General features: G+C 35.9%; 16 protein-coding genes. 12 read left to right on the top strand and 4 right to left on the bottom strand.

What is annotated here, in order from left to right; translation table 11 throughout:
• Position 1 precedes the first annotated feature (1 nt).
• The 7 genes from hisD to hisIE are packed head-to-tail and all read left to right on the top strand — an operon-like array spanning position 2 to position 5663.
• Positions 2 to 1294 (top strand): histidinol dehydrogenase, encoded by a 1293-nt coding sequence (hisD, locus tag ACPLVE_RS04820; RefSeq protein WP_424610315.1) that lies wholly within the window; start codon positions 2 to 4, stop codon positions 1292 to 1294.
• Positions 1287 to 2342 carry a histidinol-phosphate transaminase gene (gene hisC, locus ACPLVE_RS04825; protein ID WP_424610317.1) on the top strand — a complete coding sequence of 352 codons (1056 nt, stop codon included), beginning with the start codon at positions 1287 to 1289 and terminating at the stop codon, positions 2340 to 2342. The genes hisD and hisC overlap by 8 nt, the downstream gene beginning before the upstream one ends.
• Positions 2339 to 2923, top strand: a complete 585-nt coding sequence (gene hisB / locus ACPLVE_RS04830; protein ID WP_424610318.1) for an imidazoleglycerol-phosphate dehydratase HisB — start codon at positions 2339 to 2341, stop codon at positions 2921 to 2923. Before hisC ends, hisB begins: the two co-directional genes overlap by 4 nt.
• An 18-nt stretch (positions 2924 to 2941) precedes the next feature.
• A complete protein-coding gene (hisH, locus tag ACPLVE_RS04835; RefSeq protein WP_424610320.1) occupies positions 2942 to 3553 on the top strand; it encodes an imidazole glycerol phosphate synthase subunit HisH in 612 nt (203 codons plus the stop codon).
• Positions 3544 to 4266: a 1-(5-phosphoribosyl)-5-[(5-phosphoribosylamino)methylideneamino]imidazole-4-carboxamide isomerase gene (gene hisA, locus ACPLVE_RS04840; RefSeq protein WP_424610321.1), complete on the top strand. Its 723-nt coding sequence runs from the start codon at positions 3544 to 3546 to the stop codon at positions 4264 to 4266. Before hisH ends, hisA begins: the two co-directional genes overlap by 10 nt.
• Complete coding sequence (gene hisF / locus ACPLVE_RS04845; protein WP_424610323.1) at positions 4267 to 5028, top strand: imidazole glycerol phosphate synthase subunit HisF; 762 nt, start codon at positions 4267 to 4269, stop codon at positions 5026 to 5028.
• Positions 5029 to 5045: 17 nt separating this feature from the next.
• Positions 5046 to 5663: a bifunctional phosphoribosyl-AMP cyclohydrolase/phosphoribosyl-ATP diphosphatase HisIE gene (hisIE, locus tag ACPLVE_RS04850; protein WP_424610324.1), complete on the top strand. Its 618-nt coding sequence runs from the start codon at positions 5046 to 5048 to the stop codon at positions 5661 to 5663.
• Position 5664: 1 nt separating this feature from the next.
• Here hisIE and ACPLVE_RS04855 read toward each other — a convergent pair whose 3' ends face one another.
• The 3 genes from ACPLVE_RS04855 to ACPLVE_RS04865 form a co-directional block, all read right to left on the bottom strand.
• Positions 5665 to 7050 (bottom strand): PIG-L deacetylase family protein, encoded by a 1386-nt coding sequence (locus tag ACPLVE_RS04855; protein WP_424610326.1) that lies wholly within the window; start codon positions 7048 to 7050, stop codon positions 5665 to 5667.
• 65 nt (positions 7051 to 7115) lie between these two features.
• On the bottom strand, positions 7116 to 8357 hold the full coding sequence (glyA, locus tag ACPLVE_RS04860; protein WP_424610328.1) for a serine hydroxymethyltransferase: 1242 nt from the start codon (positions 8355 to 8357) through the stop codon (positions 7116 to 7118).
• Between the two features lie 276 nt (positions 8358 to 8633).
• The gene (locus ACPLVE_RS04865; protein ID WP_424610329.1) at positions 8634 to 9566 is read right to left on the bottom strand and encodes a dipeptidase; all 933 of its coding nucleotides are present in this window, start codon (positions 9564 to 9566) and stop codon (positions 8634 to 8636) included.
• A 150-nt stretch (positions 9567 to 9716) separates the two neighbouring features.
• On the opposite strand from ACPLVE_RS04865, the gene ACPLVE_RS04870 reads away from it, so the two are divergent.
• Positions 9717 to 11126, top strand: a complete 1410-nt coding sequence (locus tag ACPLVE_RS04870) for a PIG-L deacetylase family protein (protein ID WP_424610331.1) — start codon at positions 9717 to 9719, stop codon at positions 11124 to 11126.
• Positions 11127 to 11436: 310 nt separating this feature from the next.
• On the opposite strand, the gene ACPLVE_RS04875 is transcribed toward ACPLVE_RS04870, so the two are convergent.
• A complete protein-coding gene (locus tag ACPLVE_RS04875) occupies positions 11437 to 12315 on the bottom strand; it encodes a Na/Pi cotransporter family protein (protein WP_424610366.1) in 879 nt (292 codons plus the stop codon).
• On the opposite strand from ACPLVE_RS04875, the gene ACPLVE_RS04880 reads away from it, so the two are divergent.
• The 4 genes from ACPLVE_RS04880 to kdpA all read left to right on the top strand — a co-directional run bounded on the left by ACPLVE_RS04880 (position 12248) and on the right by kdpA (position 17001).
• Positions 12248 to 12388: a hypothetical protein gene (locus ACPLVE_RS04880; protein WP_424610372.1), complete on the top strand. Its 141-nt coding sequence runs from the start codon at positions 12248 to 12250 to the stop codon at positions 12386 to 12388. The genes ACPLVE_RS04875 and ACPLVE_RS04880 overlap by 68 nt on opposite strands.
• Positions 12389 to 12483: 95 nt before the next feature.
• On the top strand, positions 12484 to 14820 hold the full coding sequence (locus tag ACPLVE_RS04885; protein ID WP_424610333.1) for a sugar phosphate nucleotidyltransferase: 2337 nt from the start codon (positions 12484 to 12486) through the stop codon (positions 14818 to 14820).
• Positions 14821 to 15202: 382 nt separating this feature from the next.
• Positions 15203 to 15301, top strand: a complete 99-nt coding sequence (locus tag ACPLVE_RS04890; protein WP_424610335.1) for a potassium-transporting ATPase subunit F — start codon at positions 15203 to 15205, stop codon at positions 15299 to 15301.
• 14 nt (positions 15302 to 15315) lie between these two features.
• The gene (gene kdpA / locus ACPLVE_RS04895; protein ID WP_424610336.1) at positions 15316 to 17001 is read left to right on the top strand and encodes a potassium-transporting ATPase subunit KdpA; all 1686 of its coding nucleotides are present in this window, start codon (positions 15316 to 15318) and stop codon (positions 16999 to 17001) included.
• Positions 17002 to 17013 lie beyond the last annotated feature (12 nt).

Raw genomic sequence — 17013 nt, forward strand, 5'->3', positions numbered from 1 at the left:
GATGATAGAAATATTTGATTTTACTAAGGAAGTCGATACAGAAATTTTTTATAAAATACAGAATAGAAGTAAATTGGAGAATAAAGAGATTGCAAAAAGGGTTGAAGACATAATAGAAAATGTGAGAGAAAGGAAGGATAAGGCGTTATTTGAATACACCTATATGTATGATGGAATAAATTTAAGTAGCGAGACAGTGAAGGTGAAAGAGGAAGAAATAAAAAAAGCTTATGAGGAAGTGAAAGAGGATTTTTTAAAAGCGTTAGATAAGGCCATAAAAAATGTTACGGAGTTTCATGAGAAGCAAAAGGAAAAGACGTGGATGGATTTTAAAGAAGGAATAGTTTACGGGCAAGTATTAAGGCCTCTTTCCTCTGTAGGCATTTATGTTCCTGGAGGAACTGCCTCATATCCTTCTTCAGTTTTGATGAATGGTATTCCTGCAAAAGTAGCAGGCGTTGAAAGAATAGTAATGGTATCTCCTGCTGGAAAAAAGGGGATAAGCCCTTATGTGCTTGTGGCGGCAGATAAAATTGGAATAAAAGAAATATATAAAATTGGTGGAGCACAGGCTGTTGCAGCACTTGCTTTTGGCACAGAATCAATACCTAAGGTGGACAAAATAGTTGGTCCAGGAAATATTTACGTAGCAATGGCAAAAAGAGCCCTATATGGCTATGTAGACATAGATATGGTGGCAGGACCCAGTGAAATTTTGGTAATTGCAGATGAGTCAGCAAGTCCAAAATATGTAGCAGCAGACCTTCTTTCACAGGCAGAACACGATGTAATGGCTTCTTCAATATTAGTGACAACCTCAAAAGAGTTAGCGGAAAAAGTAAAAAAAGAAATTGAAAGACAAATGGAATATCTTGAGAGAAAAGAAATAATTGCAGAGTCTTTAAAAAATTTTGGCGCGATAATTGTTGTAGAGAATTTAAAAGAAGCAATTGGTATTGCAAATGAAATAGCTCCAGAGCATTTAGAGCTTCTCATTGAAAATCCTTTTGAAATTTTAGGCGAAATTAAAAATGCAGGAGCAGTATTTTTAGGAGAATTTTCTCCAGAACCTTTGGGAGATTACCTTGCAGGTCCAAATCATGTTCTTCCTACAAGTGGCACAGCGAGATTTTTCTCTCCCCTTTCAGTTAGGGATTTTGTCAAAAAGATGAATGTACTTTATTACTCTAAGGAAGCTTTTAGCAGTGTAAAAGATGATGTCATAACCTTGGCCGAAGCTGAAGGGCTCACAGCACATGCAAATTGTGTAAAAGTGAGGTTTTACAATGATTGAGAATTTGCTGAGGCAAGAGATTAAAGGATTTAAAAATTATGAAGTGGAGAATTTGCCTTATAAATATAAGATGGATGCAAACGAGACTCCTTTTGAGCTTCCTGAAGAGGTAATAAATAATATAGTGGATATTGTAAAGTCTGTTCATGTAAATATGTATCCAGACCCTACGGCAGAAAAATTAAGAGAAGAGTTAGCAAGATATTGCAGTGTCACTCCTAAGAATATTTTTGTAGGAAATGGTTCTGATGAAATAATACACCTTATAATGCTTGCCTTTGTAGATAAAGGGGATACAGTTTTGTACCCTCATCCATCTTTTGCAATGTACAGCATATACAGTAAAATTGCAGGAGCAAATGAAATAGCTGTGAATTTAAATGAGGACTATACTTATAATGTTGAAAGATTTGCAGAAGCGGTTGAGAGATATAAGCCTAAATTGGTGTTTTTGTGCAATCCAAACAATCCTACTGGAAGCGTAATAGATGAAGAGGATATAATCAGAATAATTGAAAAGGCAAAAGGAATTGTAATAGTTGATGAAGCTTATTTTGAATTTTATGGAAAAACTCTTGTGCCATATATAAATAGATTTGAAAATCTGATTATACTGAGGACTTTGTCAAAAGCTTTTGGGATTGCAGGATTAAGAGTGGGGTATGCTCTCTCAAATGGAGAAATAGTGAAATATTTAAATCTTGTAAAATCTCCTTATAATCTCAACTCTTTATCACAGAGAATAGCATTAGAAGTTTTAAAAAGTGGTGTTTTAAAGGAGAGGGTAAATTACATTATAAACGAAAGAGAAAAGCTGGTAAAGGAGTTAAATAAAATTAATGGGATAAAAGTGTATCCTTCTCATGCAAATTTTGTTCTTTGTAAATTTGAAAATGCCAATGATGTGCACAAAAGACTTGTTGAAAGGGGAATTTTGGTGAGAAATTTTTCTAATGTGAAGGGATTAGAAGGGACTTTAAGGATAACTGTGAGTTCTGCTGATGCCAATGATTATTTAATAGATACTTTAAGGGAGATATTGTCATGAGGAAAGCGGAAGTTAAAAGAAAAACGGCAGAGACTGACATATATGTCGAACTTAATATAGATGGCAAAGGCTCATATGATATAAAGACGGGAATAGGCTTTTTTGACCACATGCTTTCTCTTTTTGCAAAGCATGGCCTGTTTGATTTAAAAGTAATAGCAAAAGGAGATCTGGAAGTAGACACTCATCACACTGTAGAGGATGTAGGAATAGTCTTAGGTACTGCCTTTTTAAAAGCTTCAGGGGATAAAAAGTCAATAAAGAGATTTAGTACTTTTTATGTGCCTATGGATGAAGCTTTGGTTAGAGTTTCTCTTGATATAAGTGGAAGACCTTATCTTTATTATGATTTGCCTTTGAAAGCTGAAAGAGTTGGGAATTTTGAAACAGAGACTGTGGAGGAGTTTTTTAGGGCTTTTGCTTATAATTTTGGTATAACACTCCACGTAGAACTTTTACATGGTGTAAACACTCATCACATTATAGAAGCATCTTTTAAAGCTTTGGGTAAAGCGGTGGATGAGGCACTTAAATTGGATGAGAGAATAGATGGAATACCTTCTACTAAAGGGATTTTGTAAACATAAAGGGGTGGAATTTTGATAGGCATTATAGATTATGAAATGGGAAATTTGAGAAGCGTTGAAAAAGCTTTAAAATACGTGGGATACGATGCGAAGATTACAAGTGATGCAAAAGAAATAAAAAATTTTGAGGCCTTGATACTTCCCGGAGTTGGAGCCTTTCCAGATGCCATTGAGGTTTTAATTAAAACAGGTATGGCAGAAGAGATAAAAATACACATTGAAAAGGGGAAGCCTTTTTTGGGAATATGCTTGGGAATGCAGCTTTTATTTGAGAAAAGTTTTGAGGGAGGAAAGACAGAGGGGCTTAAAATATTTAAAGGCGATGTTATAGAAATTCCCAAAGGAAATAAAATTCCCCATGTAGGGTGGAATAGTTTGACCATAAAAAAAGACACACCATTTCTTAAAGAAATAAAAAGTGGAGATTATGTTTATTTTGTCCATTCTTATTATGTAAATGGCAATGAAAAAGATTTTGAATACGCAGTTACTGAATATGGGATAGAAATTCCAGCTGTCATTATTAAAGACAATGTTTTTTCCTGTCAGTTTCATCCAGAAAAAAGCGGAGAGACAGGGCTTAAAATTTTAAAAAATTTTGGAGAGATGATAAAATGCTTGTAATACCTGCGATTGACATAATGGATGGGAAATGTGTAAGACTCACAAAAGGGAATTTTGATTCAAAAGAAGTATATTATGACAATCCTGCAGATATGGCTAAGATGTGGCAAGAGTGTGGTGCAAAGAGAATCCATGTAGTGGATCTGAATGGGGCAAGGCAGGGACATTTAGTAAATGTGAAAACTATTGAAAAGATTGTGAATTGCTGTAATGTGGACATAGAAGTAGGGGGAGGAATAAGGAGTAAAGAGACTGTAGACTATCTTTTTTCTATTGGAGTGTCATTTATTATTTTAGGTTCTGCTGCAATATATGATACGGGGCTACTTTTTTATTCTATTTCCAACTATGGAGAAAAAACTATAGTAGGGATTGATTCAAAAAATAGAGAAGTTGCGGTAAGTGGATGGCTTGAAAGGACTAAAATAAAGGATACTGAGTTGGCTGAGAAGATGAAGGAGATAGGAATAAAGACAATAATTTTTACTGATATTTCAAAGGATGGCACACTGCGCGGGCCAAATTTTGAAGCTTTAAAGGATATGCTAAAGGTAGGAGTAGAAATAATAGCTTCAGGAGGCATATCTTCAATTGAAGATTTAAAAAGGCTTAAAGATATGGGAGTTACTGGTGCTATTATTGGGAAGGCCTTGTATACCGGCATGATAGACTTAAAAACTGCATTGCTGGAATTAGAAAGAGGGGAAGTCTAGATGTTAGCCAAAAGAATAATAGCTTGTTTGGATGTTAAAGATGGAAGAGTAGTAAAGGGAGTGAATTTTGTAAATTTAAAAGATGCAGGAGACCCTGTTGAAATAGCTGAAAGGTACAATGAGTTAGGAGCCGATGAGCTTGTATTTCTGGATATTACGGCTTCCTATGAAAAAAGAAAAATTATGATAGATGTTGTGAAGAGAACATCAGAAAAGGTGTTTATTCCTTTGACTGTAGGGGGAGGAATTTCTGATATTGATGACATAAGAGAAGTTTTAAAAGCAGGAGCTGATAAAGTTTCTATAAATACACAAGCGGTAAAGGAGCCGACACTTATCCTCAAGGCGGCTTTGAGGTTTGGGAGCCAGTGTGTTGTTGTGGCAATTGACGCTAAAAAGAGACCAGATGGCACAGGCTACAATGTGTATATAAATGGAGGGAGAATAGACACAGGACTTGATGCTGTTGAGTGGGCTAAAAAGGTGGAAGATTTGGGTGCAGGAGAAATACTTTTAACAAGTATGGATAAAGACGGGACAAAGGATGGATATGATATTGAACTTACAAGGCTTATAAGTGAAGCTGTGAATATTCCGGTTATAGCATCAGGAGGAGCAGGGAAACCCGAGCATTTTAAAGAGGTGTTTACACAAGGAAAAGCTGATGCAGCTTTGGCTGCTTCTGTATTTCACTATGGAGAGCTTGATATAAAAGAATTGAAAAGATATTTAAAGGATGAGGGTATACCGGTAAGATTGTAGGAGAAAGGATGTAGAGGATGATTGACATAAAAGATTTGAAGTTTGACGAAAAGGGTCTTATTCCTGCTATTGTGCAGGATTACTATACAAAGCAGGTTTTAATGCTTGCATATATGAATGAGGAGAGTTTGAAGCTTACATTAGAAAAAGGGGAGACATATTTTTTCAGTAGAAGCAGAGGCAAGATATGGCACAAGGGGGAAACCTCAGGGAATACCCAGAGGGTAAAAAAGATTTTTTATGACTGCGATGAAGATGCTCTTTTAATTCAAGTAGAAGCAAAGGGCCCTGCTTGTCATACAGGCAATATAAGCTGTTTTTATAGAAGTTTCGATGAAGAAACTGAAGATGGCATAGAGATTCTAAATAAACTTTATGAAAGGGTAAAAGGCAGAAAAATAAACCCTGTAGAAGGATCCTATACAAACTATCTCTTTGAAAAAGGCATAGACAAAATACTAAAAAAAGTTGGAGAGGAAGCCACAGAAGTGGTTATCGCTTCGAAAAATGATTCAAAAGATGAGATAGTGTATGAAGTATCTGACCTAATGTATCATTTGATGGTGCTTTTGGTTGAGAAAAATATACCATTGACCGAGATATACAATGAATTAGGAAAAAGGTATAATAAATAATTTAAAATATGTAGACATTCCAGGGGATTTTATCAATGAATCTATTTTTATATATTGAATCAACCCCCATAAATATGTGTTTTATTTCATCTTTTGGAAGCTTTATCAGGATCCAGATTTGTTTTTTATATGTTCTCATTTCTATTGCCAGGTCATTAAGGCTGTTTTTTGCAAAATTATAATTATACAGTTTGTCGTTTATTACACCTATATCTACTCTCTTTATCGTGTCATCTTTATAAAAAAACCTCATCTGAAATCTATAGAGGACTTTTTTAGAAATGGGTTTAGCCGATTGTATGCCTATATACAAAGTATTAGCATAGTAAAATATAGTAAACTTTGTCAGATCAGCGCTTTTATACATCTCTTCTTCTAATACGCCTCCTGAATATACACCAAACATGGAGTGAGACAGTAGGTATTGTTCTAAATTGGGTTCGTATGATAGCTTTGGTATTAATATGGGAGATTTTTCACCAAAAAGTTCGGTTTTTCTTACAAAAGCTGTTAGGAAAGGCTCCATGACTTCTATCTGAGTTTTATAGGTTTTTACTGCATGGTATTTTTTTATAATCTCATCTTCTTCAAGGTTTATGTAATGCCAGTTTATATTACTTTCTATTAAATTTGAAGGAGGAAGTAAGGGTTTATTCTTATTTGACCCCCATGGTACAAGCCACTCTGGGTGGTGGACTAAAAACATATGCTCTTTTATATTTAGCTTTAAAGATAGAATTGTATATTTTACAAAGTTATGGCAAGCCCAGTGGTCAGGATGCATGTCCTCAGCAATAGGATAGTATATATCTGTGGGGTTTAAATCTTTTATTATTTTTTCTAACGCTTCTACAAAAGCTTCTCCCGAGTATGGAATTCCTTTCAAATAAGCCCTTTCATAAAAAACAGAAGTAGATTTAGTAGTAGGACTTAATTTTGGAAAATCTTTTTCCCAGTTTTCACACCAAAGATATCGCAAGGTACCATCAGAAAAGCCTAAAAATATAATGTCTTCTTCGGATAGACCCATTGATTTTAAGGCATTTAGGCTTTCACTCTGCCTTACAAACCCAAACTCTGAATATTCTTCTTTTTTTAGGTGAGCTTTTTTGAAAAATAGCATTGCAGATTTTCTATAGTTTTCGCCACTGGTTGCTATTACAACTTTTATAGGAATATTTGATTTTACTGCTTTTTGTATTATCCCTCCTGTTGCAATTGTTTCATCGTCAGGATGAGGCACTACTATAAGGATTCTATTTCCAATATACGTAATTTCAGGCAAAGTTATTTTTAAGAGGTAGTTTTTAATGTCCTCTTTAAAATTCATAATAGATGCGATTGCAATTATCCCAGTGATAAACAAAATAAGGTAAATAAAATTCATGCTTTCACCTCGATTTTCCACTAATCTTATATTAAACTGAAAAAACCCATCCAAAGGGATGGGTTTTACGGAAGGTCTGGGTAAAGAGGGTATTTTTCAAGTAGTTTTGCTACCCTTTCTTTCGCTTTTTCTTTGTAATTTTCATCTTTTATCATATTAGCTATTATATCTGCTATTTCTACCATATCTTCCGGTTTCATACCCCTTGTTGTTACTGCTGGTGTACCTAATCTTACGCCAGAGGTTACATTTGGCCCTAATGGATCAAAAGGTATAGCGTTTTTATTGCAAGTTATGTTTACTTCATCTAATCTAGTTTCTAATTCCTTTCCTGTTATTCCTGTGTTTCGCAAATCTAATAGCATTAAGTGGTTGTCAGTACCACCGGATACCAAATTTATTCCTCTTTCCATCAATGCATTTGCTAAAGCTTTTGCGTTTTCTACAATCCTTTTTTGATATTCTTTAAACTCATCTGAAAGAGCTTCTTTAAAACATACAGCTTTTGCTGCTATAATATGCATTAAAGGCCCTCCTTGGGTGCCAGGGAAAAGAGCTTTATCGATGGCTTTTGCGTGTTCTTGTTTACAGAGGATAGCTCCTCCTCTAGGTCCTCTTAAGGTCTTATGGGTAGTAGTTGTGACTACATCAGCATAAGGAACGGGATTTGGATGTAAACCTGCTGCTACAAGCCCGGCGATGTGTGCCATGTCTACCATGAGATATGCGCCCACCATGTCTGCAATTTCTCTGAATCTTTTAAAATCGATTATCCTGGGATAAGCACTGGCACCTGCTACAATCATCTTTGGTTTATGTTTTTTTGCCAAATCTTCTACTTGGTCATAGTCTATATATCCCGTATCTTCTCTTACGCCATAGGATACAAAGTTATATATTTGCCCAGAAAAATTGACTTTGCTTCCATGGGTTAAATGTCCGCCGTGAGCTAAATCCATTCCTAGTACAGTATCTCCAGGTTTTAGAAGTGCAAAATAAGCTGCCATATTTGCCTGAGCCCCTGAGTGAGGCTGCACATTTGCGTGTTCCGCTCCAAAAAGCTTTTTAAGCCTTTCCCTTGCAAGTTCTTCTGCCATGTCCACATATTCACAGCCGCCGTAATAGCGCTTTCCGGGGTATCCTTCTGCATATTTGTTTGTAAGAGGAGTACCCATTGCTTCCATTACGGCCCTGCTCACAAAGTTTTCAGATGCTATGAGCTCTATTTTATTTCTCTGTCTATTGAGTTCTTTTAATATTACTTCTGCAATTTCTGGGTCTGTCTTTTTTATTATTTCAATATCCATTGTTTTACCCCCTCATTTTTGTGTTTCTACCTCTATTATACAACAATTTATTTTTTACACAAAGTTAATAAATTTTTAACACTATTTTAATTTAAAATTTGCAAAAAGAGGTTATAATTTATATTGAAAGAAGCTCCCTAAAACCCCCTATCCCTCACAAATATTTTTTACGAGGTCTTGCTTTTTTCAAAAAAACTATGTATAATGTATACTTGGTTGAACCAATGACTCCCCCTTTAACAATATAAAGCCCCGGTGATCGGGGCTCTTTTCGTTTTACAGAATCTTTTTTATGAGGTTTTCGAAGTTTTGGTGAGTTATTTTATCAATTTGTTCCTGCGTATATCCTCTTTTTATAAGTCCTTCTACGATTTTCGGGAATTTTGATATATCTTCTAACCCCTCTGGTGTTGAGCTTATGCCATCAAAGTCAGATCCAAATCCAACGTAGTCTTCTCCAACTAAGTTCACTATGTAATCTATGTGATTTAATACGTCTTCTATTGTTGCTCTTTTGTCATCTCTTAAAAATTGAGGAGCAAAATTTATACCAATTACTCCTCCTTTTTGTGAGATTGCTTTTATTTGTTCATCCGTTAAATTTCTCCTGTGAGAGCATAAAGCTTTGGCATTTGAATGGGAAGCTATTATTGGTTTTTCGCTTAATTCAATAACATCCCAGAAGCCTTTTTCATTAAGGTGAGATACATCTACTATCATACCAAGCCGGTTCATCTCTCTTACCACTTCTTTTCCAAAAGATGTAAGTCCGGCTTCTGGGACCCCATCAACGCCATCTCCTAAATCATTTCTTAGGCTCCAAGTAAGGGTTATGGCTCTTACTCCCAGTTTATAAAACATTCGTAGTAAAGCTATTTCTCCTTCTAAAGCTTCTCCGCCTTCTATAGAAAGTAAAGCACCTATTTTTTCATCCTTTTTTATTCTGTCAATGTCTTCTCCTTTTAAGACTAGTTCAATTTTATCACTTTTTTCTACTATTTCATGCATTTTATCAATTAGTTTTAAAGCCATCGTAGCCGCATTTTTTCTCATAAATTTAGGGTCGACAAACACAGCAAAAACCTGGAGATGTACTTTGCCTTCCTTCATTCGTGGAAAATCTACATGTCCTTCTTCTGTTCTTTCAAAGAAATCAGTTTTCTTATCTACAAGCCTATACAGCGTATCACAGTGAAAATCTACAAACATTTTTTTCACCTCTTTTGAATGTTCTTAATATGATTTTATCACATAAAGCCTGTTTTCAGAATTTAGTTTTATTAAGCAAAAATTAATTTTTCTGTAATAAATTTTTCATAAATCTATGATAAAATAAAAGACAAGAATGGAGGCATAGGTATGGTTACTAAAAGAACGATTTATTTTTCCATATTTACTGCGCTTCTCATAGGAATTTCTTATATAATGAATTGGGAAATGGCTATTGCAAATTTGACTGAAAAAGCACATGTGCCTACTTTTGATGACCCGGGACAGAGAGTGCTTGTAATAGTGCCTCATCCTGACGATGAAACATTAGGTATGGCTGGTATTATTCAAAGGGCTGTTGAGTTAAAAAGGCCTGTTAAGGTAGTGGTCGTGACCAGTGGTGAAAGTTATAAAAAAGCTGCGATGGTTTTTTGTGGGAAGAAAAATCCTACTCCCAGGGATTTTTACAGATTGGGACTTGCTCGTCAACAGGAGAGTATTGCTGCCATGAGAACTCTTGGGCTTCCTAAAAAAGATCTGATTTTTTTGGGATTTGCTGATGGGAGTACCAGATTTTTGTGGAGTCAGTATTGGGACAACGATAAGCCGAGAGTGAGCGGCGGTACTCATGTGGCCTATGTACCTTACGACACAGCTTATAAACCGAGGGCTCCTTATACAGGACAAATGCTGGTTGAGGAGCTTACAGAAATAATTAAAGACTTTAGACCTACAGATATATACTATCCTATAGCAGACGATATACATCCTGATCACTGGGCGGTCAGTAACTTTGTAAGATATACAATAACTGCTATGGGGCTTAATGTGAGAGAACACATGTTTTTGGTCCATCATCCACAGTGGCCTGTCCCCTGGATGGCGGAGAAAAACAAGCCAATGTTGCCACCAGTTGACATGAAAGACAGCAATACAGAATGGCAAGCTTTTGAACTCACGCCTAATGAAGTGAATATGAAAATAGTAGCTATAAAACAGTACAGAACGCAGACAGAGGTAATGGAACCATTTTTAATGGGATTTGTGAGAAAGACAGAGCTTTTTGCTACTAAACCGGTAATAAACATTCCAGTTGTTTCCTCTATACCTGATTTAAATGACAATCCAATGCCTCATATCTTAGTTAAAACCTACACAGGTGGAATGCTGAATGAAGAGATATACAAAAGTGCTGCTCTTACAAAATTAGCTGGTTTTTACTACAATGATAAATTGTACATTGGAATCGAATCCGCTAAGCCAATCTCCAAAAAAGTAATCTATCACCTGGAAATGAGGCTGTTTTATGATAAACCAGGAGATATAAAAAGGATTGATTTGGGTGTGGTAAATGGTAACATTTATGAATATAAAAGAGCTCACAATTCCATTGTAAATGTAGTTGTTTCTGAGCCTATAGTGGATAAAAACAGGATGTGGATCGTACTTCATATTCCTGATATTAAAGATTTGAAGTATATATTTATGGGGGCAGATTCTATATACAGGAACAAGCTTATAGATAAGATACCATGGAATATGTATAAAATTGGGGGATAAAATGCGTATTTTACTAAAATATTATAGAAGCTTTTAAAAGGTTACGGTTTCTCTACAAAGTTCTTCTTATTTAAGTGGCATTTTGTGTTAATGCTTGTAAGTTGCAAAGCGGCTAAAATAAGGCTTACTTTTCGGGTTCAGGCGGGGTACCGGCTAATTCGCCAAAGGGCTAAGAATCCGCTCACTTTGTTCGCCCCGCCTTTTCCCCTTAAGTTTGCCAAGTTTAGCTACTGCTTTGACAACAAGTCGCATTTACACACAAAATGCCACTTATTTATTTTGTCAACAGTCTGAGGCCTTTTTGAAGGCTCTATTTTTTTATAAATTTATCTAATGCCTTAAGGATGATTTTCATAAAGGGGAGGATAGCTATAACAGAAAAAAGGTTAAAAAGAGTGTGGGCATTGGCAACTTGTCTTGAAAGGTTGAAGGGTGAGAGAGCTTCTAAAAGCCTAGCAAAGAGTTGAGTAAAAGGCAGGAAAAGAAGCGTACCCCATATATTCAATAAAATATTAAAATAGGCTATCTTTTTACCTTCTTTATTAGAGGCAAAGCTCAGTATAAATGCTTCAGAACAGGTTCCAATATTGAGTCCGTATATTATGGGGAGGGCATGGTTTAAACTTATAAGCCTTGAGGAAACTAAAACCTGAAGCACTGCGATGGCTGGATTGCTGGATTGTAGAATTAAGGCTAAGACAATTCCGACAAATATTCCTCTAAATGTGTTAGAGAGGTTTGTGTTTAAAAACTGCATCCCTGTATCTTTAAAGGAGGATAAAGAAAGCTCCATTATTTTCAGACCGTAAAATACAAGGCCGAAACCCAATGTCGCGTTTCCTGTTATCTTTAATTTTGTGCTGCATTTTTGAAAGGAGAATACACTTCCTATGAGAACCATAAAGGGGGCTAATTTGAAAAGATTAAAAGCGTAAAGTTGCACTGCAATTGTTGAACCAATATTAGAGCCCATTATTATTCCTGAAGCGCTTTTTATGTCTAAAAGTCCTGCATTTGCCATTGTGACGGTGATTACTGTTACCATACTACTGCTTTGAAGAATTGTAGTAATAACTATTCCAACAAAGATTGACTTTATGAGGTTTCCGGCAAAGCGATTCATGAGGCTGGACATTTTTTCGTTGGATATAAGCGATAAACCCTTTGTGATTGTGAAGATTCCCCACAAAAAAATGCCAATTCCTATAGAGAAAAAGAGTAGAGATAAAAATAACATGAAACTTTCCACCTGCCTTGTTTAATTCAATTTTATGTGGATTTCGAGGTAAAATGAATAATTTTTTCCTAAGGAAAGACAATAAGGATTAGGCAAAATAAAAGGATTTGGGGTGGTTTAATGAAAGGCATAATAATGGCAGGTGGAGAAGGAAGCAGGCTAAGACCTCTGACCTTTGAAATTCCCAAACCTATGGTTCCTGTGGCAAATAGACCGGCTATATGGCATATCGTAGAACATCTTCACAGGTATGGAGTGAAAGAATTAGGGGTTACGCTGTTTTACCTCCCTCATAAGATAAAAAACTATTTATTACAGGAATATGGCAGCGATATAAGATTCTATGTAGAAGAGGCGCCTTTAGGGACTGCGGGAAGCGTGAGGAATGCAAAAGAATTTTTAGATGATACCTTTGTGGTAATGAGTGGAGACGTTATTACCGATGTCAATATAAGGGAAGTATATGAATTTCACAAGAAAAAGGAGTCAAAAGTCACTCTTGTCTTAAAAAGGGTGGAAGTACCTTTAGAATATGGAGTAGTAATAGTGGATAAAGGAGGGGCAATAGTCAGATTTTTGGAAAAACCCTCTTGGGGTGAAGTATTCAGTGATACAGTAAATACGGGTATTTACATAATTGAACCAGAAATTTTAGATTTAATACCTGAAGGGAAAGCCTTCGACTTTAGTAAAGATTTATTCCCACTCCTTTTAAAGAAAGGAATTCCCATATACGGTTATATCACTGAGGGATACTGGTGCGATATAGGAAATACAGAACAATATCTTTCAAGCCATATGGATATTTTAGAGGGAAAAGTGGATTTGGGGTACAAAAGGATGCTTATGGAAAAAGGATTTATATTAGGGAGAGATGTTGTGTATGAAGGGGCAAGGATTGTACCACCAGTTATACTGGGGGATAGAGTAGTGATTGAGGATGGAGCCGAAATAGGTCCTAATGTAGTAGTTGGGAGTGGCAGCGTTATTAAGAAAGGAAGTAGAGTAAAAAACTCCGTATTGTGGGAGGAAGTATATGTAGGCAGCCGCTCTCAAGTGGAAGGAGCTGTGTTGTGCAATAAGGTAAAGGTAGGAGACTCAGTTACTGTTTTAGAGAACAGTGTAGTGGGTGAAGGAAGCAGGATAAAAGATTTTGCTACTATAAGACCGGGGGTGAAGGTTTGGCCTTTTAAAGTTATAGAAGAAGAATCTGTCGTCTCAGAAGATATAGTATGGGGCAATACTAAAAAGGTTCTGACTTTTGGATATAGGGGCATAAGAGGAAGTTTTAATGAAGAGATAGGTCCGTATCAATCATTAGAAATTGGGGGTGCATTTGGAGACATTATAAAAGGTGATGTGATAGTGGGAAGCGATAAAGACCCTATTTCTTCTCTGGTTGTTGATTTAATTGCATATGGGCTTGTTTTTTCGGGATGTAGGGTATTAAAAAATACCGGTGTGTTGCTACCGGCTTTAAGATGGGGGATAAAAAATAAAAGCGCAAGAGGAGGAGTGTACGTTGAAAGAGAGAGGGGAAATATAAGGATTTTGTTTTTAAATGAAAAGGGAATGGATGTAGATAGAAATGTGGAAAAGAAAATAGAAAACAAGCTAAAGATTCATGATGTATCTTTTAGAGGAATTGAGGAATTAAAGGAGATTGAAGAAGTAGATTTAGATAAAGAGTATATGGAGTATCTTTTGAGTAGAAATAATGGGAATATAAATCTAAAAATAAAACCTTATGATGATTGGACTAGGGATATGTTGATAAATCTAACAGGAGGGAAAATTCTTTTTGAGGATGATTATATTTTCCAGGTAAAATTAGATAAAAATGGAGAAAAATTTATACTCTATGATGAGAAAGGGAGAGAGTTTGACGAGGATGAGATTAATTATTTAAGACTTTTAATTGCAAAGACAAGGGGATTTAAAAAAGTCGTATTTCCCTTTAATAGCTCCAGCTTCTTAGTAGAATTTGCAGAAGAACTGTCCGTTGAGACGAGAATGGGCAAGATTTCTCCTAAGGATTTTATGAAAGCGATAGACGAACTTGAGGAAGGGCAAGATGAATATTTTAGCCTCGCTTTTGATGGATTGAGCTTTATCTTATCCTTGGGGGAATATCTGGGATTACATGGGAAAAAGCTTTCAGAAATAAAAGAAGAATTTCCCTTAAGGTTTAAAATGGTGAAAAAGATAAAATGTGACTGGAAAGATAAGGGGAAAGTTATAAGAGAATTGTTTAGTGAAGGATCCGGGGAAAAAGTTAAATTTTTAGATGGATTGAGATTTGAAGGAGAAAAAGGGTGGGTACTAATAGTTCCGGATAGTGAAGGACCCTATTTAAGAGTATATGTTGAAGCTGGAACGTTTGAAGAAGCTGAGAAACTTTTTGAGGTGTATGAAAAAAAGGTGAAAAAGGTGTTGTTGAAAAATGATGGAAAGTGATGTAAACTGATAAATTACAGAGGATGGAGAGGTTGAAACGCTTTACATCCTCTGTTTTTGCTTTATAAAGGCATTAAACATGGAAAACACCCTTTGCTGTTTATGAGCTTGAATAATATAATATTTATGGTACAATAATTAGTAAATAAATTAACAAAATAACTGGAAGACATGGCAATATGTAAACATGTTGCCATGTAGTCCGCCTCCTTATAAGGTGGGAGGCTTTTATGTTTTAACTTAAATATTCTGATTTAAAAATGATAATAATAAGAGGTGAAGGAGAAAATGGATTTTATAATTCTGTCAGGTTTTGCCATTTTATACTACACAGTTAAAGGAATAGTGAAATGGTGTCGCAATTTGCTAGAATCTACGAGTTATGAAGCAGAGGTGTATTAAAGTGTTGCTTCTTTATGTGACCTTTTTCCTTTTGCTCATTTATTTATTTTATGCTTTAATACATCCTGAGGAATTTTAAGGGAGGCATATTCTATGTATGCTAATATAGAACTTTTTACCATGATTCTAATCATTGTGCTTTTGACAAAGCCGGTAGGGACCTATCTTTACAACATTTTTGAGTACAGACCTATGAAAGCTGATAAAGTTTTTCTGCCTTTAGAAAATTTTGTATATAAATTGGCAGGTATAGATCCCGAAGAGGAAATGGATTGGAAGAGATATGCTTCAACTTTTTTGCTTGTAAATATGGTGATGATGATAATCACCTATTTTATTTTGCGTTTTCAAAAGTTTTTGCCTTTAAATCCTACCGGAGTGGATAACATGGAATCTTCTCTGGCTTTTAATACAGTAATAAGTTTTATGACGAACACAAATCTTCAACACTATGCCGGAGAAGATGGAATTACTTTTTTGAGTCAGATGATTGTTATTGTATTTTTGATGTTTACCTCTGCAGCATCAGGTTTGGTAACTGCGGCTGCTATAATGAGGGGGTTGAGCAAAAGAACTACCAATTTAGGTAATTTCTATGCGGATTTTGTGAGAGTAACAATTAGACTTTTATTGCCTATCTCTATGCTGGTAACTTTGATATTGGTGTGGCAGGGAGTTCCGCAATCTTTTCTTGGCAAAGTTACCGTCGATACATTAGAGGGAGGTAAACAAACTTTTATAGTAGGACCTGTGGCTGTACTTGAGCCTATTAAACATCTAGGTACAAATGGAGGAGGATTTTTTGGAGCAAACTCTGCGCATCCTTTTGAAAATCCCACTTGGCTTACCAATATGATAGAAATGCTTTTAATGATGCTATTGCCAGCCTCTTTAATATATACTTTTGGGCTTATGATAAAGAATACAAAGCATGCGTGGGTACTTTACATATCGCTTTTTGTAGTATTCGCCCTTTTGGCATTTGGAGCTTACTATGCCGAGAGTCATCCTGGTATTGCTTATTCAAAGCTTAACATAGGAGGAACTCCTTACGGCAACTATGAGGGAAAAGAAGTGCGCTTTGGAGTGGCTCAATCGCCGCTTTTTGCTACCGTTACCACTGCTTTCACGACGGGTTCTGTTGACAGCATGCATGATTCTTATACACCTTTAGGAGGAGCAGTACCACTTATTCTCATGATGTTAAACACCATTTTTGGAGGAGATGGAGCAGGACTTCAGAATATAATAATGTATGCTATGCTTACAGTGTTTTTGACAGGGCTTATGGTGGGAAGGACGCCGGAATATCTTGGAAGGAAAATTGAAACCAGGGAGATCAAACTCATAGCTATAGCTATACTTATTCATCCGCTGCTAATACTTTTTGCTTCTGCGATAACTGTAGCTACAAAAGCAGGGGTTGTTTCTATCACGAATCCGTTATATCATGGGCTCACACAAGTTTTGTATGAATTTTCTTCTTCAGCGGCAAATAACGGTTCGGAATTTGCAGGGTTTATTGGCAATACAGTTTTTATGAACATAATGACAGGATTAGTTATGTTCTTTGGGCGATATATATCTATAGTTCTCATGTTAGCTGTTGCAGGTTCTATGGCAGAGAAAATTCCTGCACCGCCGTCTCCTGGAACTTTCAGGACGGACAATGCAATTTTTGGGACTATATTTATAGCTGTAGTGTTGATTGTTGGAGCACTTACTTTCTTTCCAGCATTAGTACTGGGACCTATTTCTGAATTTTTAAGCATGACTTAATGGAGGTAATAA

It is taken from the genome of Caldanaerobacter sp., assembly GCF_049701115.1.
Taxonomy (GTDB): domain Bacteria; phylum Bacillota; class Thermoanaerobacteria; order Thermoanaerobacterales; family Thermoanaerobacteraceae; genus Thermoanaerobacter.